Below are 22,520 nucleotides of genomic sequence, written 5' to 3'. Positions count from 1 at the left end.
AGATGCGCGATCCATTCTGCCCCTCTCACGAACCACAGTGTTCCGACAGGTCCGGACCGGCTAGACAACTTGCACCCCTCGCGCGGAACGCCCGCTGTCTCCAGCTTGGATCCAATGTGCGCCGTCATGTGCCCTAACGATGCGTTCGGCGTGACGGCAGTTCGCATCCTCCGCTCCGGGCAAACTTGAAAGACGTGATGCTTCGAGAAATTGGCAGGCGTGGAGGTGTTTCTAGACAACCGCGCTCAGCTGAACTCCATCACGCAAAGGCTTCCCATGGCTCTGTCGTTTCGTTCGCCGTCCCCCATGCTCATCGCTCTTTCCGCGTTGCTGGCAGCGCTGACGGCCTGCGAGAGATCAACGCCGTCGGCGGCATCGGCGCCGCCCGCGGCAGCAACGCGGCCTGCAACGGCGCCCGCGATAAACTGGCATGAGGGAAATGTAGAGAAAGCCCTGGAAGAGGCCAGGAACACCGGCAAACCACTCCTGTTGTACTGGGGCGCCATCTGGTGCCCACCGTGCAACCGGCTCAAGGCCACCACGTTCAAGGACCCGGGTTTCATCGCGCAGACCCGGCAATTCGTGGCAGTGCATCTGGACGCAGACCTGCAAGAAGCCCAGACCTGGGCCGAACGCTTCGGCGTCAGGGGGTATCCCACGGTCATCCTGCTACGCCCGGATCGCAGCGAAATCACCCGGCTGGTGGGCGACAGCAGTACCGCCCAGCTTGTCGATAGCCTGCGCGTTGCAGCTCAATCCACCGCGAGTACAAAGCAGATCCTGGAGCGGGCGCTCAACGCTCCACAAACGCTAAAGCCGGACGAGTGGACTCTTCTCGGCAATTACAGCTGGTTGCAGGACGACCAACTGGTCGATGCAAAGGCTGCGCCCGACACCCTGGCTGCACTGGCGAAGGCGGCACCACAGCCGGCCTTGCAGCGTCGCTTCCAGCTGCTGGCAGTAGCTGTCACCAGGCAGAAGCCCGTCGCAAGCCCGGCGACGTACACGTTGCTGCAAACCGTGTTTTCCAATCCGTCGGAGGTGCGCAACAATCTTGATGTGCTGGTGCGTGGTGCTGCCACGCTGGTTGCTTCCGCGACGGACGATCCGGGCAAACGTGCCGCATTGTCAGGGGAGTTCAATCAGGCGTTGGCAAAGGCCTATGCCGATCCCACCTTACCCATCGTTGATCGTTTGCGGACCGGGTATGCCGAGATCGACCTTGCTCGCCTGGCACAGGGACAGCCGACCAGAGCGGAAATGAATAAGCCGCAACCTCCGCTGCCCGCAGACGTGGTCAAGACGGTGCACCAGCGCGTGCAGTGGGCGGTGACGGAAGCCAAGACCGATGAAGAGCGTCAGTCCACGATCACAAGTGCTGCCGGCTTGTTGGCGCTGGTGGGCGATAACAAGGGATCTGCGCAATTGATGCAGGCCGAGTTGACGCGTAGCAAGACACCGTCCTACTACATGCCCTACCTGGGTATCCTGGCCGAACAGCGCGGTGACACCAAGGCTGCGCTGTCATGGTTCAAGAAGGCCTACGATTCGAATGGTAGCCAGGGGACCGTGGTTGAGCGGGGCATGACCTATCTGGATGCGCTGGTCCGGCTCAGCCCGGAGGACGGTACAGGTATCGAGACGCTTGCAAGCCGAGTGATCGGCGATCTGGCGCGTCAATCCGATGGCTATCTCAAAGATAATCGCCAGCACTTCGAGGAAGTCGGCGCATCACTGAAGACGTGGAGCAAGCAGAACCCGGCAGGCAGCGCAGTCCTGGCCCGCCTGCGCCAGAAGGCGCAGACACGTTGCGCCGACGAGAACAAGCCGGCCGCCTGCGCCGACTGGCTGGGGTGAGGCGGGGCGTAGTCCTGATGCGCCTGCGAAGGTCGGCACAGGCACGCCCCGCGCAGGTGGTTCGCCCATCAGAAACGCAGCCAATGCCATCCCGTCCTATTCGGCCAGCTCACGCATGACCTTGATCAGGTCGGACTTGCCCTCGAAGCCGATACCCGGCAACTCCGGCATCACGATGTATCCGTCCTGGACCTTGACGCCATCCGGAAACCCGCCATATGGCTGGAACAGGTCCGGGTAACTCTCATTGCCGCCCAGACCCAGGCCTGCGGCGATGTTGAGCGACATCTGATGACCACCGTGCGGGATGCAACGTGCGGGCGACCAGCCGAACTGCTCCAGCACCTCCAGCGTGCGCAGATACTCGACCAGGCCATACGACAGCGCGCAGTCGAACTGCAGGTAATCGCGGTCCGGGCGCATGCCGCCGTAGCGCAGCAGGTTGCGGGCATCCTGGTGCGAGAACAGGTTTTCGCCGGTTGCCATCGGCCCCGGATAGAATTCGCTCAGGGCGGCTTGCAGCGCGTAGTCGAGCGGATCGCCGACTTCCTCATACCAGAACAGCGGATAGTCGCGCAGCATCTTGGCGTAGGCGATGCCAGTCTCCAGGTCGAAGCGCCCATTTGCATCCACCGCCAGGCGGGCCTGGCTGCCGATTTCCTCCAGCACCGACTCGATCCGGCCGCGATCCTCCTCGATGGACGCGCCACCGATCTTCATCTTGACCACGGTGTAACCACGGTCCAGATAGCCGCGCATCTCTTTGCGCAAGGCACTGTTGTCCTTGCCCGGGTAATAGTAGCCACCGGCTGCATAAACGAAGACGCGGGGATTGGCTTGCCGGCCTTTCATCTGCGCCAGATAGCGGAACAGCGGCATGCCGGCGATCTTGGCGGTCGCATCCCAGATCGCCATATCCAGCGTGCCCACTGCGACGGAACGCTCGCCGTGACCACCCGGCTTTTCGTTGGACATCATCGCCTTCCAGATCCTGGACGGATCCAGATTGTCGCCGGCGTCGTTGCACAGCGATGCACTGTCTGCCTCCAGGATGCGATCGCGAAAGCGCTCGCGTATCAGCCCTCCCTGTCCATAGCGCCCATTGGAGTTGAATCCGTAGCCGACGACCCGGCGACCGTCGCGCACCTGATCGGTGACCACCGCCACCAGACTGGCGGTCATCTTCGAAAAATCGATGTAGGCGTTACGGATCGGCGAGGAGATCGGCTTGGTGATTTCAACGACATCGATGATACGCATTGGGTGGTCTCCCGCAGGTTGGTGTGAGTTATGGATCGGTTGAGGAGGCTGCGACAGGCATGGGCTCGCCCGCTTGTTGACGACGCATGATTTCCCGGGTCTTGGACAGATCCAGCGCGCCATCCCACTTGGCAATGGCAAGCGTGGCGACACTGTTGCCGATCAGGTTGACCACTGCCCTGGCCTCGTTCATGAAGCGGTCGACGCCCAGCAGAAGCACCAGCCCTGCAACAGGCACCGTGTCGATGGTGGAAAGCGTTGCGGCCAACGCAACGAAACCCGCACCAGCGACACCAGCCGATCCTTTTGAGGTCAGCAACAACACCCCAAGCAAGGCAATCTGTTGGTAGACCGGCAGCGGCGTGTTGGTCGCTTGCGCCACAAAGATGGCTGCCATGGTCAGATAGATACAGGTGCCGTCCGCATTGAAGGTGTATCCCGTGGGCAGAACCAGGCCAACCGTCGACTTGCGCACGCCGGCCAGTTCAAGCTTCATCATCATGCGCGGCAGCACAGCTTCGGTCGAACAGGTTCCGAACGTGACAAGGAGTTCGTCCTTGATGAACCGGAGAAGTCGCAGCAACGGAAAGCCGGTCCACCGTGCGATCGCTCCCAGTACTACAAACACGAACAGTGCCGACGTCACGTAGACCGCCAACATCAAGTGCCCGAGCGACCACAGGGTGGCAAGACCATATTTGCCGATCGTGAAAGCGATGCCCGCACCGGCGCCCAGTGGCGCGAGCCGCATCACCATGTTGATCATCTTGAACAGCGCCTGCAGCCCGTTATCGATGAGATCGACCAGGGGTTTGCCGCGCTCGCCCAGCTGCAACAGCCCTACCGCAAACAACACCGACACCAGGATGACCTGCAGCATGTTGCCTTTGGCAAAGGCATCCACCAACGTGGTGGGAATGATGTTCAGCACGAAATCCACCATGCCCGCGTCGTCTTTTGCGCGATCGACATACTGCCCGATCGCGCTGCTGTCGATCGATGTGGCATCGATGTTCATGCCATCCCCCGGCCGGATGATGTTCACCACGACAAGACCGATCGCCAGCGCCAGTGTCGACACGATCTCGAAGTAGACCAGCGCCTTGATGCCGGTTTTTCCGACCTCTCTGATGCTTCCCATCTTGGCGATCCCGACCACGACCGTCCCAAAAATGATCGGCGCCAATAACATCTTGATGAGTTTGATGAAACCCTCTGCAACAGGTTGCATGACCACGCCCAGATGCGGCCAGACATAGCCCACCAGGCCGCCAATGACGATGGCGATCAGCACCTGCACGTAAAGCTGGCCAAGCACCTGTCTTATGCCACCTCGTTTCTGCATGATCGCCCGCTCCCGTCGACATGCGAACCCACCGGAATTGCCGCTTGCTGGACAACCTGCCTGTGGAGGCGTTGCAAGCTCGAGTCGGAGCGTAAGTGCCAGCGCCCAAGCGCTGCCAATGCCTTTTTTATCCGCTTGATGCACAATCGGCATCATGGAACTGACATGGCTCGAAGACTGCTTGGCGCTGGCTGAGACCCTGAATTTCTCGCGCGCCGCACAACGTCGCTTTGTCACCCAGCCGGCCTTCAGTCGGCGCATTCATGCCCTCGAAGAATGGTTGGGCACGCCGCTGTTCACGCGCTCGCGCAAGGAAGTGCTGATGACGCCGGCGGGCGAAGCGTTCGTTCGCAAAGCATCCGGGTTGGTCTCGGGCATTTACGCTGCGCGGCAGGAAACACTGGAAGTGGCCGGGCGACACCGGCCTGCGTTGGCGTTCCTCGCCACCCATGTTCTTTCTTTCACGTTCTTTCCGGCATTTGTCAGGCGCATCGAATCAAACACAGGTATCGGTGCGTTTCAGCTGGTCTCGGACACGCTCAGGGCGTGCGAAAAATTGATGCTGCAAGGGGCAGCGCAATTCCTGCTCTGCCACCATCATCCGCGGATGCGTCTTGGGCTGGACACGGAACAGTTCGAGCGGGTTGTGGTCGGCAACGATGTGCTTCAGCCCTTCAGTGCGCCGAAGGAAACTGGCGACGGCAGCCCGCGTTGGTCGCTCGCCTCAACCGATGCAATGCCCTTGCTGTCCTACAGTGCAGATTCCGGCCTGGGCCGCATCATCGCCGGGCATCCAGCGTTCAAGGATGTGGAACCGCGCCTGACACCTGCGCTCACTTCCGATCTTGCAGCGACCTTGCTGGCCATGTGCCGTTCCGGCGCCGGGATCGCGTGGCTGCCGCGCACACTGGTGGAAGAGGACCTCGCCAAAGGGCTGCTGGCCCATGCAGCGCCCGGCGACACGCACTGGGATATCGGCATGGAGATCTGCCTGCTACGTCACACCGGCGGCTTACCCCAGCAAGCCGAAGACATGTGGGAAAAGCTCAAGCAAGGCAAGCTGGAGACCTAGCGGGTGCGGCATGCGCGCTGCTGCGCGCTTGGAATCCGGGCGCTTGCCGCCGCTATCCGCCTGCGGGCCGTCCTGGCGCTCCCGCGCACAATCCTTCCATCACCGTCTCCATGAGCCAGGCCAGGCGTGGCTGCCAGTTCTCTGTGGCGTCGATCTGCCAGATCCCTGCGATCGCCAGGAAAAACTTGTCCGTGGTGATCCCTGGACGAATCGTTCCGGCATTCTCGTTGGCATCCAGCAGCAGTTGGGCGGCAGCGATCACGGGGGCATAGCCTGCGTTGCCTGCGCACTCTTTCGCGTTGGCGACAACCCGAAGCGCATCCGCCAGGCCCGCCTTGGTAATGGCGTATTCGGCCAGACGGTTCATCCACTCGCGTAGCGCCTGCTCCGGCGGACGCGTCTTCAGCAACTGCTCGGCGAACCCGGTCACCTGCAGCATTTCATGGCGATAGACCTCTACCACCAAGGCCTCCCGCGTCGGGAAGTGGCGGTAGAAGGTCCCTTGCCCGACGCCCGCCTTCTTGGCGATCGCGCTCAGTGGCACATCGGCCGAGCGCACCAGCTCCGCAAGCGCCACGGACAGGATGCGCTCGCGATTTTGCAGTGCATCGGATCGCGTTGGCTTTTCCATACGCTGTTCCTCACTGAATTATTGACAAACGGACAGTTGTCCGCCAACGTCTCAGGGCAAGCGGACTGTTGTCCGTTTGTATTCTACCCCTTCCGTACCCAGGAAACATCCATGAAGAACAGCGGCAACATCATCCTCATTACCGGCTCGACCTCTGGCATCGGCCTCGGACTGGCGCTGCGGCTCCAGCAGGCTGGCAACATGGTCATCGTGTCAGGGCGAAAGAAAGCGCTGCTGGATCAGATCACTGCCGAGCATCCAGGCATCGAGGCAATCGAAATCGACGTTGCGGACGCGGACTCTATCGTCCAGGCCAGCCGCGTGGCGGCCGAGCGCTACCCCGCCTTGAATGTGGTGATCAACAATGCCGGCATCATGCCGAGCGAGAACGTCTTCAAGCCAGAGTCCTTGCAGGCTGCCGAAGAGGCGATTGCCATCAACCTACTCGGCACCATCCGCATGACCTATGCATTCTTGCCGCAACTTGCCGGCAACAACGACAGCGTCATCATCAATGTCAGTTCCGCGCTGGGCTTTGTGCCGTTCCCGGCTGCAATGACCTACAGCGCCAGCAAGGCAGCAGTGCACTCATTCACCGAAGCCTTGCGTGTGCAGCTGGCCGACAGCAACGTACAAGTCATCGAGCTGGTGCCTCCGGGCGTTCGCACCAAACTGTACGGCCAAGGCAACGACGAACATGCCATGCCCCTGGAGGAATTCCTCGACGAAGCACTGGCGCTGCTGCATGCAGAAAACACCCCGAAGGAGATTGTCGTGGAACGCGCCAGGTTCCTTCGCGATGCGGCGGCCAATGGCAGCTACGACGAGATGCTGGGAATGCTTTCTACCGTCAAGTTCTAGGGCTGGCGCAGAACATCCAACTCGTCAGCACGGCGCCACTGCCGTGCTGACGCCGGTCATTCACCCGTGGGCGCATTAATGGCTGCAAGGCCGCGACCGCGAGATGCGCAGGCATGTTCGCCGCGCGCATCCAGTGCTTACAGGTGAGCGCCTTCGACACCTTTGCAGCGCGCAGACCATCCCGGTGCGATGTGCAACCGGCTGGATCCATTCGGTTTGGCACCCGCTCCTCACGAAGGTTCTTCCGATCCCCTGGAATCGGATCTCAGCGGGGCGCGGTCACTGCCCGGTTGCGCGTAACGATCGTCTCGTGACTTGGCGGTGCGTCGGCCCCAAGGAACTCGGCCATCAGTGCATCGCGATGACCCGGTGCATCACCCTTCACTGCGGCCTTGAGCGCTGACGCCAGCTCAGCGGTCGGAAGCTCGGTGCAATACGCAGGCGTGCCTGGCTGCTGCCGCCATGAATCTGCAAGATTTCCCGCGTCGACCGAGTCGAACCCGGCAGCGTCGAGCAGTTGCTGCGCGATCGCCTTGCCGGCCGGACTGTCGCCTGCCACCGGGATGGCGATCCGGTTCTGCGTGCCTGCGGGCTTGCCGCGCTCAGCCAGTGTCCTGGCGAGCACGGCGTTGAATGCCTTGATGATGGGCCGGCCAAGCTGCTCGCTGGACCAGACACTCTCCAGCTTGCCGCCGTCGACTTCCGGGATCCTGGTGCCGAGCTGCGGGTAGTAGTTCGAGGTATCGATCACCGCCACCTCCGCAGGCACGGTCGAAAACAAGCCGGCAACCTCGGGAATCCTGGCGAACGGGATCGACAGCACGATCACCTCCACCCCCGTGACCGCTTGTTCCGCCGTGACAGGCTCGGCGCCGATCTTGTCGGCCAGTTCGCGAATGCTGTCGGGTCCTCTGGATCCGGCCAGTTTGACGAAGTGTCCGGCTGCGACGAATTTGCGCGCCAACGCGCCACCGATATTGCCTGCGCCAATAATGCCGATGTTCATGTTCACTCCTTTCCAGGACATGTGAGCCGTGTTGCTCAGGCCCGCGTGCCGTTGCCCGGTACGCGGCTCACATGAAAATCGCGCGATTGATGCGCACCAGATAATTGCCATCCGGGGAGCCGGCCTGGCCGATCCGTTCGGCCAAAACGTCCAGGACCAGGTCCCTGCGTTTCGGAAGGCGAGCCTTCTCAGCCGCGGCCAACGCCTGCAGGATCTCCTGGCGAGTCAAGTCGGTGCAATAGACCGGACTGCCAGGCTGCTGCCGCCAGGACTCGGATAGGCTGCCGGCGTCGACCGCGTCCAGGCCGGTGTCGTTGACGAGCGCCATGGTGACGCGCAGGTCTTCTTGACGATCGGCAGCAACCGGGATCGCAATGCGTTGCGGATCGCCGGCCGGCTTATCCCTGTCTGCAAAGGACGCCGCGCCGATTGCATTCCAGGCCTTGGCGATCGGACGGCCAAGCTGCGCTGCAACCCAGAGACTTTCCACCTTTCCTTGATCGATGTCCTGGATCAAGCCGTCCCGTGTGGGGTAATAGTTGGAGGTGTCGATCACCACCGTCTCGGCGGGGATGGAGGAAAGCAGCGGGCTTGCTGCCGGAATACGGTTCAACGGGATGGAAAGGATGACAACCTCAACATCGACTATCGCCTCTTGCGCGGTGACTGCATGGCCGCCGTTGACGAACGTGTCGCGCTGAATCGTGTCGGGCCCGCGCGAGTTGGCGACCTTCACGTCATGCCCTACCGCAGCAAGCCTGCGGACGAGTGTCTTGCCAATGTGGCCAGTGCCCAAGATGCCGATCTTCAATGTAACTCCTCGCAATTTTTGTGAGGAAACAAGCTAGTAGTGAACGGTAAGATCAGCAAGAACCCACCAAATGGTGGGGTACTCACCAGAGGTAAGCCAATGGCTCAGGACCCGCCTTGTCAGGATCCCAAACAGCAGCGTGCGTGGGCCGCCACTGCAGCCCGCGCTCTTCGCGTTTTCGAGGGCAAATGGAAGATTGTCATCATCGTCCATCTTCTCGCGGCGGACGGGCCGTTGCGCTTCTCAGAATTGGAACGTCGGATACCGGACGTCACCCAGAAAATGCTTATCCAGCAACTTAAAGCATTGGAAGGGGATGGGATCGTCATCCGCACGCTTTATCCCCAGGTACCCCCCAAGGTGGAATACACCCTAAGCGCACTGGGACGTGCGCTCGGCCCGTCATTCGAGGCGCTAGTGCAATGGGCCGAATTGACAGAAAGCCGTCTTGCTACGGCCGACGACGTGCGTCGGGGAGTCTAAACCCAACCTTGCCGAGCCCACTACGCGTCCGCGCATCAGCGCTGCGCGCGATGGCAGCAGTTCCTACGAGCTTGTGCTGTCGCGGGACGTTGGACCGGCCGGAGGCATCAGGCATCAGGCATCAGGTCGAGCCCGTCATTACACAGAGTCGCATCCAGTCCATCGAGATAGCTTTGCTGCCCTGTTGCTATCAGACAATCAAAATATCTCTTATGTGTTGCGACATCGATTCGCTGCGGCTTTCGCTGCATCAAGGTTTTGTGATGACCGCCGCTAAGGAAGGACAGGGCAAGCAATCTCTACCGATCTGAACAGGTCCGCTGCCAGGGCGTCGCGTCAGGCTCCCTTGCCGTCCCGCCCATCCCATCGGTTTCCCCACCCCCTCAGCTGCATCACCAGGCCCGTCATGCTAACCACGATCAAGAGCAAATTCTTATTGGCATTGTTGGGAACGCTGATCCCGAGCATCCTGCTGTGCCTGTTCCTACTGAACAGCCTGCACACCTCCAAGAACAATGTCGGCACGCTCTACAACCGGGACTTCATCGGCTCTGCGCTTGCCAGCAGCATCGACGGCCAGCTGACGCGCGTCGACATCAACATCTTGCGCATGATTGCCATCGGCACGCCGGAGCTGATTACGCAGTGGAAACAGGAAAACGAGAAGCGATTCACCCAGGCGGCCGCCAGCATCGTGGAACTGGAGCAGATGCTGCACAACGAAAAGCAGCACGCGGCCCAGTTGCAGAAGATCAAGACGAGCTACGCGGCCATGCAGGCCGGCATGCAGCGCCAGATCGAGTTGATCGAGGCAGGAGATGTCGCGGGCGGCGCGGAAGTCAACCGCACCCAGGTCAAGGACAACGCGAACGCCACATTCGCCGGGCTGGCCACCTTGCGCGATGAGCTGGCCAGCTCCGCCAAGCTGCGTTACCAGCAGCAGCAAGCCACCAACACGCGCGCGATGACCCTGTCGGCGATCGCCCTGGGCCTGATCGCACTGGCCGGCGTCAGCCTCGCACTGATCCTGGGCAACGCGATCTCCGCCTCGATTCGGCGGGCGGTGGCCGCCGTTGAGCAACTGTCGCGCGGCGTGCTGGATGTCGATATCAAGGTCAGCGGCAAGGACGAAACCGTACAACTTGCCAGCGCGGTCTACCGCATCCGCGATCGTCTGCAGGGAGTCATCGCGGCGCAGCTGGAAATGGCGCGTCGACACGACGCTGGCGAAATGAGCTACCGCATGGACGAGGGCGCATTTCCCGGAGAGTATGGCCACATGGTGCGCGATGCCAACGCGCTGGTGAGTTCGCACATCGCGGTGACGATGCGCCTGACCCAGATCATCGGGCGCTACGCGATTGGCGATCTCTCCGACGAGATGGACCGCCTGCCGGGCGAAAAGGCCGTGCTTACCCGGACCATGGACGAGGTCAAGGCCAATCTGACCGCGATGAATGACCAGATCAAGCAGCTCGCACAGGCCGCCGCCAGTGGCGATTTCACCGCGCGCGGCGACGCCGACCGTTTCCAGTACGATTTCCACGTGATGGTCGACAGCCTGAACCAGCTGATGGCCACCGCCGATGGCAACCTGCAGTCGCTGTCGTCGCTGCTGCAATCCATCGCCGCCGGCGACCTGACCGCGCGCATGCGCGGCGACTTCAATGGCGTGTTCGCGCAGATGCGCGACGATGCCAACACCACCGCCGCGCAGCTTGCAGACATCGTCGGACGCATCCAGCACTCGGCGATCTCCATCAACTCGGCCGCCAGCGAGATCGCCGCCGGCAACCAGGACCTGTCGCAGCGCACCGAACAGCAGGCCGCCAACCTGGAAGAAACCGCCGCCTCGATGGAAGAGCTGACGTCCACGGTCAGGCAGAATGCCGAGCACGCGCGTCAGGCCAATCAACTGGCGATCGGCGCGGCAAGCGTGGCATCGCAGGGCGGGGAGATCGTCAGCAAGGTCGTCGGCACCATGGCCGGCATCGAAGCCTCGTCCAGGAAGATCGCCGACATCATTTCGGTCATCGACGGCATCTCTTTCCAGACCAATATCCTGGCGCTCAATGCCGCCGTGGAAGCGGCGCGTGCCGGCGAACAGGGCCGTGGCTTCGCCGTGGTCGCCTCGGAAGTGCGCACCCTGGCCCAGCGCTCCACCGCGGCGGCCAAGGAGATCAAGGGATTGATCGACGACTCGGTGCAGCGCGTTGCCGAAGGCTCGACGCTGGTGCATACCGCGGGCTCCACGATGGCGGAGATCGTGGCCAGCGTGCAGCGCGTGACCGACATCATGGGCGAGATCTCGGCCGCCTCGCAGGAACAGTCCGCAGGCATCGAGCAGGTCAACCTCACCGTGACCCAGATGGACGAAACCACCCAGCAGAACGCCGCGCTGGTGGAAGAAGCCACCGCCGCGGCGCGTTCGATGGAAGAACAGGCCGGGCAACTCACGCAGGCGGTCGCGGTGTTCAAGATAGAAGAGGCCAAGGTCCGCACCGCGCACGCCCCGGCGCGGGCAACAGCAGCCCATAACGTCGCCCAGGGGAAAAACCCGGCACCTGGCAAGACGCCGACACGCCGGGCGGTTGCGCCACAAAAGCCGACCGCTCCCACCGCCATGGACGCAGCCAACTGGCGGGAATTTTAGTCCTCAGGCAACCAGAGGCCCGGCGATCCGGGCTCTCTTGCGTGTGAGGTTGCTGGCTGAAGCAAGAAGCGCTGCCGCCGGGCCGGCGATGCCATGCACATCGCTGATGCGTTGACCGTCCATGACTGGATGGTGACACCCCGATCGCGGCTATCCGGAGACGGTCAACACACCTGCAGCACCAGGCCTATCGATGGATCCGCGGCCCTCCACGCAGGCGATGCCGAGCGCTGCGATGCACCGGCACCTGCCGGCGAAGGAGCGCGCAATGCTGGGCGATCGTACCCGTTTTCATTTCCGTTGATCGGACCTTCGCGCACGACGGGCGCCATGCCCCGTGCGTCGTCGAGACCTTGACTCGCATCACTGCGCTGGCGCCAACGCCACTTCGCATCCAGTGACGCTGCCGGATTGCCGGCAGCGCTAAATAGGGCGTGACGTCATCGAGCGCAGGCGCAATGCCGCGCGCTCAGTCATTCGATCCTCCCCGCTCTCACTGGTGATTTCTCATGCTGCTGTCATTCCAGCGCCCTTGGCCCCTATCGATCGCGCTGTTGGCGGTGCTGGCAAGCCTGACCGGCTGCGGCAAGCCGGACACACCAGCACCACCGGCGCAGACCCGGACCGCTGCCCCAGCTGCCGCCAGCACCGGCATCGCCTGGCGCGAAGGGGACGTCGAGGGTGCCTTTGCCGAGGCCAAGGAGAGCGGCAAGCCACTGATGCTTTATTGGGGCGCCATCTGGTGCCCACCGTGCAACCGGCTGCAGGCCACCTTGTTCAAGGATCCTGCCTTCATCGCATTGACGCACAAATTCGTGGTGGTGCATCTGAATGCGGACCTTGCAGATGCCCAGAAGTGGGGCGATCACTTTAGCGTCAAGGCATATCCAACCATCATCGTGCTGCGCCCGGATCGCAGCCAGATCACGCGCCTGGCCGGTTATAGCGACAATGCCCGCCTGACCGACGCGCTGCGGGTGGCTGCCACACGGACCACGACCTCGGAGCAGCTGCTCGAGCGGGCATTGCAGACGCCGAAGGAACTGAGCGCCGACGACTGGACCCTGCTGGCCGGCTACGAGTGGTGGGGCATGGCGCGCGAGCCGGCAAGAACGCACAGTGCAAGCGAGGTGCTTGAGCATTTGGCTGCCTCCGCGCCGCAGCCCGCATTGCAGCGCAGGTTCGCGCTGCTGGCGCTGTCCATTGCACCAACGCCGCCGGTGACCAGCCCGGCACATCTGGCGTTGTTGAAGGCGGTGCTGGCCGACCCGGCGGAAGTGCGCGCCAATCGCAGTGAGCTGAGCCGCTTTGCGCCGCGCCTGGTGGTGGCGTCCACCAATGATCCTGGCGAGCGCGCTGCCCTCTCCCTGGCGCTGAATCAGGCGCTGGACACGGTCTACGCCGACGCCACGCTTCCGATCGCGGACAGGATGATCACGGCCTCCACACAGGTCGATCTCGCTCGCCTGGCACAAGGTCAAACATCCGACAGCGCGCCACAGAAGCCGCAACCACCGCTGCCGGCAGCGGTGCTCGACACCGTTCGCCAGCGCGTGCAATGGGCTGTGCAGGCGGCAAAGACCGACGAAGAACGCGAGTCCGTCATCGCCGGAGCCGCCGAACTGCTGGACGCAACAGGCGACAACGCCGGTGCAGAACAACTGCTGCTGGGCGAACTGACGCGTAGCAAGACGCCTTATCACTACATGCAGTTCCTGGCCTATCTCGCCGAGGAACGCAACGATCCGAAGACGGCGGTGACGTGGTTGAAAAAGTCCTACGAAGGTTCACAAGGCCCTGCAACGCGTGTGGAGTCGGCGTTGCGGTATGCCGATGGAGTGCTCCGGCTCACCCCGCAGGACACCGCTGCCGTCGAATCCGCCGGCGCGCAGGTGATCGCCGAAGTGGCAGGCCAACCGGATCGCTACGGTCGGCGTAACCGTCAGGGCATCCAGGCGCTGGGCAGCGCGCTCAAGACCTGGAGCAGGCAGCATCGCCAGGAAGGCGGCGCGGTGCTGGCGCGCCTGCAGCAGAAGATGCAGGCCAGCTGCGACGGCAAGACCACCAGCACCTGCAGCAGCTGGCTGAGCTGAGCGGGGACGCACCGGCAGGCAGCTGCAGGGCGGCGATGGCGCTGTCTCAGGTGCCTGCCGCCGCCCTCACCGCCCGCGCACCCGATTCCGGCGCCATCATTCGTTAGGGATCCTCCTGCGCCAACATGGAACGTGGCCCGGCGACATCATGCTCCGGCAGATATCCCCGGCCGCGCTCCTCGGACCACGTCTGCCTGGGTGCGTAGGCAATACCGCACGCCGGTTCACCCCACCAATTCGAAGCTCGCCGTCACGCCTGCAGCTTCGGCCGACGGCGCCACCCACACATCGAACACCCCCGGCTCCACCGTCGGTTTCAACGCCTGGCCGATGAACAACAGGTCCGCACGCCGCAGCACGAACTCCACCGGCGCACTGCCGCCTGCAGGCACCCTGAGCTTGCGGAAATCCTTCAGCTCGCGCACCGGCCGGGTGACGCTGGCGCTGCGGTCGCGGACATACAGTTGCACCACTTCGTCCGCATCGCGCGTGCCGTGGTTGTAGATGCGTGCGCTGATGCGCAGGCTGCCGTCGGCTGGCAGGCGCGCATCGCTCAAGCTCAGCTCGGCATAGGCGATGCGCCCATAGGTGAGCCCGTGGCCAAACGGGAACAGCGCCGCATTGGGCGCCGTCCGGTAATGCGTGGTGTAAGGCTCCAGGTCGTCCGGCTGCGGAGTGGGACGGCCGGTGGGTGGGTGGGCATAGGTGTACGGCACTTGCCCGACCGCATGCGGAAAACTCACCGGCAAACGGCCGGACGGTGCCTGTGCACCGAACAGGATGTCGGCCAGTGCAACGCTGGCGGCCGAGCCCAGAAACCAGGTCACCAGGATCGCCGCGCAGCCAAGCAGCGGGCCTTCCAGCGCAAGCGCGCGACCGGTGCTCAGCAGGACCACGACAGGCGTGCCGGTGGCGACAACTGCCGCCAGCAACTGCCGCTGCGGCTCGGGGATGCAGATCTCACTGCGCGACTGCGCTTCGCCCGAGTAGCTCAACGGTTCGCCGATCGCCAGCAGCGCGACATCGGCACGCCTGGCGGCCGCCTCCGCGGCCTGCACGCCGCCCGACAGTGCCTGGTCAAAGTCGCAGCCGTCCACCACCTGCAGTAACTGCGGATCCTGCAGCGCATTCGCCAGTGCGGCGGCCAGCGTATTGCGCCTGTCCTCCTCGTCGAACAGGCTCCATGGCCCGGCGTGATTGATCCAGTCGCGCGCCATGGGCCCGATCAAGGCAATGCGCTGCCCGCTGCGGCGCAATGGCAGCAGCTCGCCGTCGTTCTTCAGCAATACCACCGATTTGCAGGCGGCTTCGCGGGCCAGTGCCAAGGTGTCGGTGGTGCGCTGCGATGACTGCGCCCGTGCGGGCCGGATGCGCCGGAACGGGTCGTCGAACAGCCCCAGCGCCGCCTTGAACGCCAGCACGCGTCTTACCGACGCATCCAGCCGTGCCATCGGCACATCACCTGCGGCAACCAGGGCCGGCAGGTGCTGCAGATACAGGCCGCTTTCCATGCTGATATCCACCCCGGCCAGGAAGGCCAGCCTTGCCGCGTCACGCCTATCGACCGCAACGCCGTGCGCAATCAGTTCCTGGTCGGCCTGGAAGTCGGACACCACCAGGCCGGGATAGCCCCATTCCTGGCGCAACGTCGTATCCAGCAGCCATGCGTTGGCCGTGGCGGGAATGCCCGACAGTTCGTTGAAGGCGGCCATGGTCGTGACCGCGCCGGCGGCAAACGCTGCCTGGAACGGCGGGAAATACACCTCGCGCAGGGTCCGTTCGGACACATCCACGCGGTTGTAATCCAGCCCACCCTCGGCCGCACCATAGGCGGCGAAGTGTTTGGGGCAGGCAGCCATCGCCTCGGGATGGGCCAGCCCCGCATCGCCCTGAAAGCCGCGTACCCGTGCCTGCGCAAACAGCCGTGCCAGCAGCACGTCTTCGCCGGCGCCTTCCACGCCACGGCCCCAGCGTGCATCGCGGGCGATATCCACCATGGGCGCGAAGGTCCAGTCCAGCCCGACCGCACTGGCCTCCCTCGCCGCGGCACGCGCAGTGCGCTGTGCCAGCGCCGGCTCGAAGCTGGCTGCTTCGGCCAACGGCACCGGGAACACGGTGGTGTAGCCGTGGATCACATCGGCGGCGAACAACAGCGGAATCCGCAACCGGCTCTGCAGCGCAGCCTGCTGCAGTTGCTGATGCCAGCGTACGTTGGAACCGTTGAACACTCCGGTCAGCCGTCCGGCGCGGGCGGCAGCCAGTTGCGCGCTCCCGTCGGCAGTGCGCGTGAGTGGATTGGCGACGATCGCCTTGCCATCCTGCTGCGCCGAACTGAACAGGCTGAGCTGGCCCGCTTTTTCCTCCACGCTCATGCGTGCGACCAATGCATCGATGAAGCCGGGCGGCCGTGCCGGACCGGCCGGCAATGCCCAGCCCGCGGGAATGCGCGCGAGCAAGGCAAGTGTGCCCGCGCCACGCAGCAGCTGGCGTCGAGTGGTGCATACGGACATAAGGATGAAGCTCGGCGGCGTCAGCCAACGCTACAGGAGTGGCAAGCCCGGGCGCAGATCCCGCGTTCGCATTTGCGGCGCGTCCTTCGGGATATCTCCATCCTGCTGATTTGAATAACCAACTGGAGAACATGCAGGAGCAACCCCATCAGTCGCCGCACTCCTGCAGTGAGCATTCAAGATATCTGCCGCACTACCGAGCCATCCGCACCGATGGGTATGGGCGCGAAGGCCCATCATTGGCGCCCTGCCAACATGCGTGACACTGCAGCAGCGGCGATCCGAATCACGCCGGCCTTTTTCTGGAGAATTCAATTCGACGGTGGTCGTCGCTGCGAGCACGACGATGTGCTCGGGTAGGCGAAGGCACGGCCAACGGCAGACACATTTCATCGGCACAAGGAATGCTTTATTCCGTTGCGGAATGATCATTTCGCAGTTGAAGCGTCCCCGATCTTCGGCTTGATGTCATTTTCGAGTCACTGACGACGATGACGCATGCCACACACGGTGGCCGTGGATGCCGGGGCGCGTCCAAGCACTGCGATTGCACGCTGGAAAGTTCGCACTGTCGTTGACCGGACCGTTGATGACGGCACGTGCGCCAGACCGTGTCTGCGTGCCGCGCGTTTGCCGGGCGACACCTCGATCGACGCGTCGCCGGCCACCGGCGCCGCCTGCGCTGCAACCGAGGCCGGCACCGCCATGCGTCCGTCGAATGATGTGCTGGCTGTCAACGCCGCACGTCGGCAGCCCAGCAAGCCCGGCGGCAGCGCGCCGCCCTTCCCCCCACAGCGAGGACATGCCGTGATGAAGATCCCCTCAGCCAGTGCTTCCCAGCCGCCGCAATCGACGCATAAAGACGTTGTGATTGACATGCCGCCGCTGCACCAGCGCAACCAGACGCCAGCAACGACGGCAGACCCTGCACTGGCGGGCCTGCCTCGCAGGCCGTCTGGACGACGCAGCAACTCGCAACGCAGCACCGGATCTGGCAGCGCTGCGGACGGAACCCAGCACACCGGCAAGAGCCCGCTGCTGCATGCCGCTAGCGCATCGATACTGCATGGCGAAGAAAGCACCAGCGAGCACTTCTTCGACGCCGACGACTCCTTTGCACCACCAGACCCGTCCTCCATCCCCCACCAACAGGCTGCACCACACGATCCGCCGGAGCACACATCCGCAGCCACCGCCGCAACGACGCGCAGCGAGCGCCTGGGTGCGCTGGCTGCATCGATCGGGACCGGTGCAGTGCGTGGCGCAAGCACCGTCCTTGGACCGACCGCCACCGCGGTGGCGGCGGCAGCGCGCGGCATACTCCCGATCAAATTCGACGGACAGTACCTGGGTGCTGCGCTGGGGCATCTGGTGCACCAGGCCAGCTCCGTGGGACCGACCACATTTGCGCGTGAGTTGCTGGGCGAGGGATTGTTTGCCGCTCTTCGCCAGCTTCCACCAGAGGCGGTGGTCGCCATGCAGGCCGTCTCCGGCACGCTGCAGATGGCGCTACATACGCTGCGGAGCAACCGCGAGAAGCGCAACCCCGACGCGGCTGCGCGAGGCTTCCACAATCTCAGTCTCGAACAGTGGGATGCCTTATCCAGCGACGAACAGGAGAACAAGAGAACCGAGCAGCAACATTACTCGGATCTGGTCACCCGGCTCGCGCTGGGCGGCATCCTGAGCAACATCGCCGTGGGTGCGGCCGGCAAGGCATCCGGCCAACCGGAGATGGCGGCCAGGCTGCTGGCCAGCGACCTGAAGATCGCCGCGTATGCCGCAGCCCGCGACACCATCCAGGCCACCTTCAAGATGGTGGGGATGCAGCACCCGGCCCGCTCCAATGGTGGCATCAGCGATCCGCACATCACCAGCGCCGGCAGGTTCTACGGCATGGCCAACGTGCTGGCCAACCTGGCGTCGAACGAGCTGGCGTCGCCGGACTTTGCAGCGGCCCGGCAGCGCTGGGCCGGCCTGAACTCGCCTTTCACCCAAGGCGAGGCGACCCGCATCATCTTGCGTCAATCGGCGATGACGGCGGCCCTGAATGTCGGCCTGGAAACGGCGGACTGGATCAATGTCACCCAGCACGAAGCCGACCAGGCCGGGACGAAGCAGATCTGGGAGCCCGAATGGAAAGGCAAGCGCGAGGATTATGAGCGGGTCATGGATCACTCGATCGCACGCACGGCCGCCATCAATTCCAATATCGCGCTTGGTACCGCCATCAACATGATTGGCGCCTGGGTCGGGCTGTCGCCCGCACGCAGCGGCCTGCTCTCCAATACGGTGTCCGGCGTGGCCGCCGGCATGCAGTACAAGACCATCGGCGCCACCTGGCAGGCCGAGGGAGCAGTTCGCGCAGCCGAGGCGGCTCGCTCGCAGGCCGGGTAAGCACGGCGATCAAACCACCGCGCTCGCCATCCGGCGGGCGTGGTGTGTCTGCCCACGGCACTTCCTTTTGGGCACGCGATGCGGGCAGACCAGCAACGCAGTGCGCCACCGCCGCGTGCAATAGCGTTACTCGGCAACCACCCCGCGCCTGGTCAGAATCGCGTGAATGGCATGCGCATACTTGTCGCGCTCGGCGGGCGTTTCGGAATGATAGGCGCCGACGGCAGCCCAGGTATTTCCATATTTATTGGTCATCTCGCGCAGCCGCCAGGCCGCCACATACACGCTGACGCACGGCTGCATCAACGCATCCCTGGAGATGCCGTAGCTGGAAAGACGCCGCAGATGGATCGAATTGATCTGCATTTTTCCATAATCAATGGTGCCGTTGTTGTTGCGGTGGATCGCGTCGGCACGGCCCCGGGATTCCTGCCACGCAATGGCGCGCAACACCCAGGGATTGACGTGTTGATAACCGGCGGCTTCTTCAAAACAGTCTGCGCGTGCGAGCGGCGCGGCGCACAGCAACGCCGCCGCAAGCCACGCGCATCGCCGAGGCGCGACAGCACGGCTGGCCTGGAGCGCGCACCATCGCTCGTCTGCGGGCATGTTGCTGGAGAGCGTGGCCCAATGCCGTGGATGCCACATCCCCGTGCCGTGCGCAGACGCACACGTGGTCGGCGTATCGGTCTCTGTCATCTCTGTCACCTGATCGTCGTTGATTCCAGCAACGCGGCGGAGTGGATACGCATCCCCGGTTGATCCAACGTCCCCCGCTCGATCGCGCCACCATAACGGTGCTGTGCACACGCCGGCACATGCTGGACGAAGCGTCTATGACATAAGCGAAAGCACCGCGTGCAGCGTTGCAACGCAGCTGTTTTCCAGCGGTTTCCCAAGATTTGGCTGCCATCACGTTCGCAAGCAAAAGCGCGCTTTCGCGTCCTGGCAGATGCATCGCGCTTGCCTCTTCTACCTTGCCGACGGGGCAACACAGCGTCCCTGTTGCGAGCTTGCCGTTGCAGCTTTCCGGCAACCGCGATGTACCCAGTCAACCACATGAGACGGGAACCACCATGGACTCATCTATCGGAACCAACTTTTCGAATTTCAGCAACGTGCAGACGATGGGCGTCGGGCCCCAGCAAACGCAGAACTCCGGTCAGCGCGCGTCCTCGGCTGGCTCCGAGCAGCAGCTGGATCAATTGCTCGCCATGTTCATCATGATGATGCTTCAACAGAGCCAGGGCAGCGATGCCAATCAGGAATGCGGAAACGACCAGCCGCAGGACGGTCAGCAGGGCCTGAGTCCGTTGACGCAGATGCTGATGCAGATCGTGATGCAGCTGATGCAGAACCAGGGCGGCGCCGGCATGGGCGGTGGCGGTTCGCTAGGCAGCAGCCTGGGCGGCAACAGTCTGGGTGGCGGTTTCAATGCCAACCTGTCGAGCATTACCGGCCAGGCCTGATGGGCAACGCGTGCAGGCTGCCGGTCCACGCGGCAGCCTGCACGTTTCAACAGCATCGGCAGCCCCTCAAGGCGCTGCTCAGGGCGAGACGATATGCGGGGTCAGCAGGAACAAGCGCTGCAGCCGCGACCCGCTCTGCTGGCGATGCTTGAACAGGTTGCCGACCAGTGGAATCTTGGACAACCCGGGCACCTTGTTCAGATCGGTCTGGTCGCTATCGGAAGCATAACCGGCGATCAGCAGGCTCTGCCCCTCGTTGACGAATGCCTGCGTGGTGATCTCGCTGGAGGTGATGACGGGGATGCCATCGACGGTGTTGGCGCCCAGCTGCCCGTCTTCGATGCGCACATCCAGGCGCATCTGTCCGTTGGCCGAGCCCGGCACCACACTTGGCAGAACGCGTAACGACACACCGGCGGACAGGTTGTAGAGGTCCGCGGATGCGTAGCCGCTGACACGCACGAATGCCTGCTGCTTGTGATCCATCACCGCTTCCACGTTGTCCAGCGTCGCCACCTGCGGGGTAGAGACGATCTTGGCCTTGTTGGTCTGCTCCAGCGCCGACACACGCGTCATCAGGTAACGTCCCGCATCTCCCAGAACCGCCGTCAAGGTGCCGCCCAACGGAGCGCTGGCACCTGCCGCCGCCGCACCGCTCAGGGTGCCATCGTAGCCAAGCTGGCCGCCACGCCCGTCGCCGGTCTGCACGTCGACACGCCGGCTGTGAAAACGCCAGTCCACGCCCAGATCCTGCATGGCGCCATCGCGGATCTCGATGATGGTGGCATCGATCTGCAGCAGCTTGGGGCGGTTGTCGAGCTGCTGGATCAACGTGCCATAGGCGGCCATCCGCTCGGGGCGGTCGCGAATCAGAATGGCGTTGGTGCGCGGGTCGGCCTCGATCACCGGCGCGTCGGCGGCCAGCTCGCCGCCGCTGCCTGCATCCACCGCCAGCGGCGTGTCGCGCCGGGCCTGGCTCATCTCCGGCCAGACGCTGGCCGGCGCATTGGTGCCAGTGCCCGGCAACGGCGGGCTGACCGGCACCCGATCGGACGGCGCGCCACCGCCGAACCACGACGCAGGCAAACCGAGAATGCCGTTGTTACCACTGCCGCCGCCATTCTGGCCCTGAGCACTGTTGCCGAACGTATTGGACGAGCCGCCGCCGATCGGTTGCACCCGCCCGAAATTGGCGCCCGGCCCGGGCAGCGCCGCGGTGGGAGCGCCACGCACGCCGTACATGCTGCGCAACAGGCTGGCCATGCCCGGCACCTGGACGTCCTGCCCACCGATGCGGGTGCTGTGATCGGCGGCCTGCGCATAATGCAGCTGGAACACCTGCACCTCGGTGGCGTCGCGTTGGCGTGCGCCCTGCTCGACCTGTTTGGCGATCGCGGCGACGGTATCCACATATCCCGGCGGGCCGGACACCACCGCCACGTGCGCCGCCTCGTCGTAACGGACCGGAAAGCGCGGATCGTCCAGGCGCATGCGCGCAAGCGCATCGCGCAGGGCACTGGTCGATGCAGCGCCCAGATTCAAGGTTGCGTTCTTGGTTTCATTGGCGCCCCAGATCCTGAGCACCGCACCGTCGTAATACCAGACGAAGCCGAATGTCGCAGACAAATCGTCGAGGAATTTCTGCGGGCTGGCCTCGAACTTGCCACTGAGCGTGCCGGTCACTTCCGGTGAAATCCAGGTGGTGATGGATTGGCTGGCGGACAGGTCGCGCAGCACTTCCTTGAGATCCTTGTGGTCGGCGACGTATTTGAAGCTGCGCGAATGCCACGGCACCTGCGCGGCATCGGCATGCGGCGGCAGCAACGGCAGCAGGCTGAGCAACAACGCGGCGGCCAATGGCGCACGTCGATGGCGGTGAACTGGAGGACAGGCATATGCCATGGCGTTCCCTCTGCGAGGCAAGTGAAAGAAGTCGATGGGGTGGCGCCCGGCAGGCAGGCGTCGGCCGGGATTGCGTGCCGCGTGCAGCCGGGCTGCAGACACGGCGTCGGGCAGTGCATCGGTGGCGCGTGCGGTCAGTGTAGGCAGCGCACGGCGGTGGATGTCTCAAC

At 63.7% G+C, this 22,520-nt stretch carries 16 protein-coding genes; 8 read left to right on the top strand and 8 right to left on the bottom strand.

Going from position 1 to position 22,520, the window contains the following annotated elements; all coding sequences use genetic code 11:
- Positions 1-276 precede the first annotated feature (276 nt).
- Complete coding sequence (locus EO174_RS12905; protein WP_126944809.1) at positions 277-1,857, top strand: thioredoxin family protein; 1,581 nt, start codon at positions 277-279, stop codon at positions 1,855-1,857.
- A 96-nt stretch (positions 1,858-1,953) separates the two neighbouring features.
- Here EO174_RS12905 and EO174_RS12900 read toward each other — a convergent pair whose 3' ends face one another.
- Together EO174_RS12900 and dctA are read right to left on the bottom strand one after the other, a co-directional pair.
- Entirely contained in the window at positions 1,954-3,117 is a 1,164-nt protein-coding gene (locus EO174_RS12900; RefSeq protein WP_104583517.1) for a mandelate racemase/muconate lactonizing enzyme family protein, read from the bottom strand.
- Between the two features lie 28 nt (positions 3,118-3,145).
- Positions 3,146-4,618: a C4-dicarboxylate transporter DctA gene (dctA, locus tag EO174_RS12895; protein ID WP_241240008.1), complete on the bottom strand. Its 1,473-nt coding sequence runs from the start codon at positions 4,616-4,618 to the stop codon at positions 3,146-3,148.
- Between dctA and EO174_RS12890 the strand changes: the two genes are divergently transcribed.
- Positions 4,617-5,534 (top strand): LysR family transcriptional regulator, encoded by a 918-nt coding sequence (locus tag EO174_RS12890; RefSeq protein ID WP_104583516.1) that lies wholly within the window; start codon positions 4,617-4,619, stop codon positions 5,532-5,534. The two genes, dctA and EO174_RS12890, sit on opposite strands and share 2 nt — an antisense overlap.
- Before the next feature lie 52 nt (positions 5,535-5,586).
- Here the strand turns inward: EO174_RS12890 and EO174_RS12885 are convergent, their stop codons facing one another.
- Positions 5,587-6,165 carry a TetR/AcrR family transcriptional regulator gene (locus EO174_RS12885; RefSeq protein ID WP_126944806.1) on the bottom strand — a complete coding sequence of 193 codons (579 nt, stop codon included), beginning with the start codon at positions 6,163-6,165 and terminating at the stop codon, positions 5,587-5,589.
- Between the two features lie 111 nt (positions 6,166-6,276).
- On the opposite strand from EO174_RS12885, the gene EO174_RS12880 reads away from it, so the two are divergent.
- Entirely contained in the window at positions 6,277-7,026 is a 750-nt protein-coding gene (locus EO174_RS12880) for an SDR family NAD(P)-dependent oxidoreductase (RefSeq protein WP_126944803.1), read from the top strand.
- A 265-nt stretch (positions 7,027-7,291) separates the two neighbouring features.
- Here EO174_RS12880 and EO174_RS12875 read toward each other — a convergent pair whose 3' ends face one another.
- Together EO174_RS12875 and EO174_RS12870 are read right to left on the bottom strand one after the other, a co-directional pair.
- Positions 7,292-8,032 carry an NAD(P)-binding domain-containing protein gene (locus EO174_RS12875; RefSeq protein ID WP_126944800.1) on the bottom strand — a complete coding sequence of 247 codons (741 nt, stop codon included), beginning with the start codon at positions 8,030-8,032 and terminating at the stop codon, positions 7,292-7,294.
- A 67-nt stretch (positions 8,033-8,099) separates the two neighbouring features.
- Positions 8,100-8,843 carry an NAD(P)-binding domain-containing protein gene (locus EO174_RS12870; RefSeq protein ID WP_104583513.1) on the bottom strand — a complete coding sequence of 248 codons (744 nt, stop codon included), beginning with the start codon at positions 8,841-8,843 and terminating at the stop codon, positions 8,100-8,102.
- 39 nt (positions 8,844-8,882) lie between these two features.
- Here EO174_RS12870 and EO174_RS12865 point away from each other — a divergent pair, with 39 nt between their 5' ends.
- From EO174_RS12865 to EO174_RS12855, 3 genes are all read left to right on the top strand, one after another.
- On the top strand, positions 8,883-9,326 hold the full coding sequence (locus tag EO174_RS12865) for a helix-turn-helix domain-containing protein (RefSeq protein WP_241240007.1): 444 nt from the start codon (positions 8,883-8,885) through the stop codon (positions 9,324-9,326).
- 406 nt (positions 9,327-9,732) lie between these two features.
- Complete coding sequence (locus EO174_RS12860) at positions 9,733-11,979, top strand: methyl-accepting chemotaxis protein (RefSeq protein WP_126944797.1); 2,247 nt, start codon at positions 9,733-9,735, stop codon at positions 11,977-11,979.
- A gap of 509 nt (positions 11,980-12,488) precedes the next feature.
- Complete coding sequence (locus EO174_RS12855; RefSeq protein ID WP_126944794.1) at positions 12,489-14,072, top strand: thioredoxin family protein; 1,584 nt, start codon at positions 12,489-12,491, stop codon at positions 14,070-14,072.
- Between the two features lie 224 nt (positions 14,073-14,296).
- Here EO174_RS12855 and EO174_RS12850 read toward each other — a convergent pair whose 3' ends face one another.
- Complete coding sequence (locus tag EO174_RS12850; RefSeq protein WP_126944792.1) at positions 14,297-16,582, bottom strand: glycoside hydrolase family 3 N-terminal domain-containing protein; 2,286 nt, start codon at positions 16,580-16,582, stop codon at positions 14,297-14,299.
- Positions 16,583-17,389: 807 nt separating this feature from the next.
- Between EO174_RS12850 and EO174_RS22955 the strand changes: the two genes are divergently transcribed.
- Complete coding sequence (locus EO174_RS22955) at positions 17,390-18,979, top strand: hypothetical protein (protein WP_206515069.1); 1,590 nt, start codon at positions 17,390-17,392, stop codon at positions 18,977-18,979.
- A 126-nt stretch (positions 18,980-19,105) separates the two neighbouring features.
- Here the strand turns inward: EO174_RS22955 and EO174_RS12830 are convergent, their stop codons facing one another.
- Positions 19,106-19,588 (bottom strand): lytic transglycosylase domain-containing protein, encoded by a 483-nt coding sequence (locus EO174_RS12830; protein WP_241235895.1) that lies wholly within the window; start codon positions 19,586-19,588, stop codon positions 19,106-19,108.
- Between the two features lie 467 nt (positions 19,589-20,055).
- Here EO174_RS12830 and xopA point away from each other — a divergent pair, with 467 nt between their 5' ends.
- The gene (gene xopA / locus EO174_RS12825; RefSeq protein WP_104583507.1) at positions 20,056-20,448 is read left to right on the top strand and encodes a XopA/Hpa1 family type III secretion system protein; all 393 of its coding nucleotides are present in this window, start codon (positions 20,056-20,058) and stop codon (positions 20,446-20,448) included.
- Positions 20,449-20,526: 78 nt separating this feature from the next.
- Here the strand turns inward: xopA and sctC are convergent, their stop codons facing one another.
- Positions 20,527-22,350 (bottom strand): type III secretion system outer membrane ring subunit SctC, encoded by a 1,824-nt coding sequence (sctC, locus tag EO174_RS12820; protein WP_126944787.1) that lies wholly within the window; start codon positions 22,348-22,350, stop codon positions 20,527-20,529.
- Positions 22,351-22,520 lie beyond the last annotated feature (170 nt).

This window comes from Xanthomonas sp. BRIP62418, assembly GCF_003993495.1.
Lineage (GTDB): Bacteria > Pseudomonadota > Gammaproteobacteria > Xanthomonadales > Xanthomonadaceae > Xanthomonas > Xanthomonas euroxanthea.
Note: the sequence above shows the minus strand (reverse complement) of the source record. Positions and strands in the feature narration are given on the sequence as shown.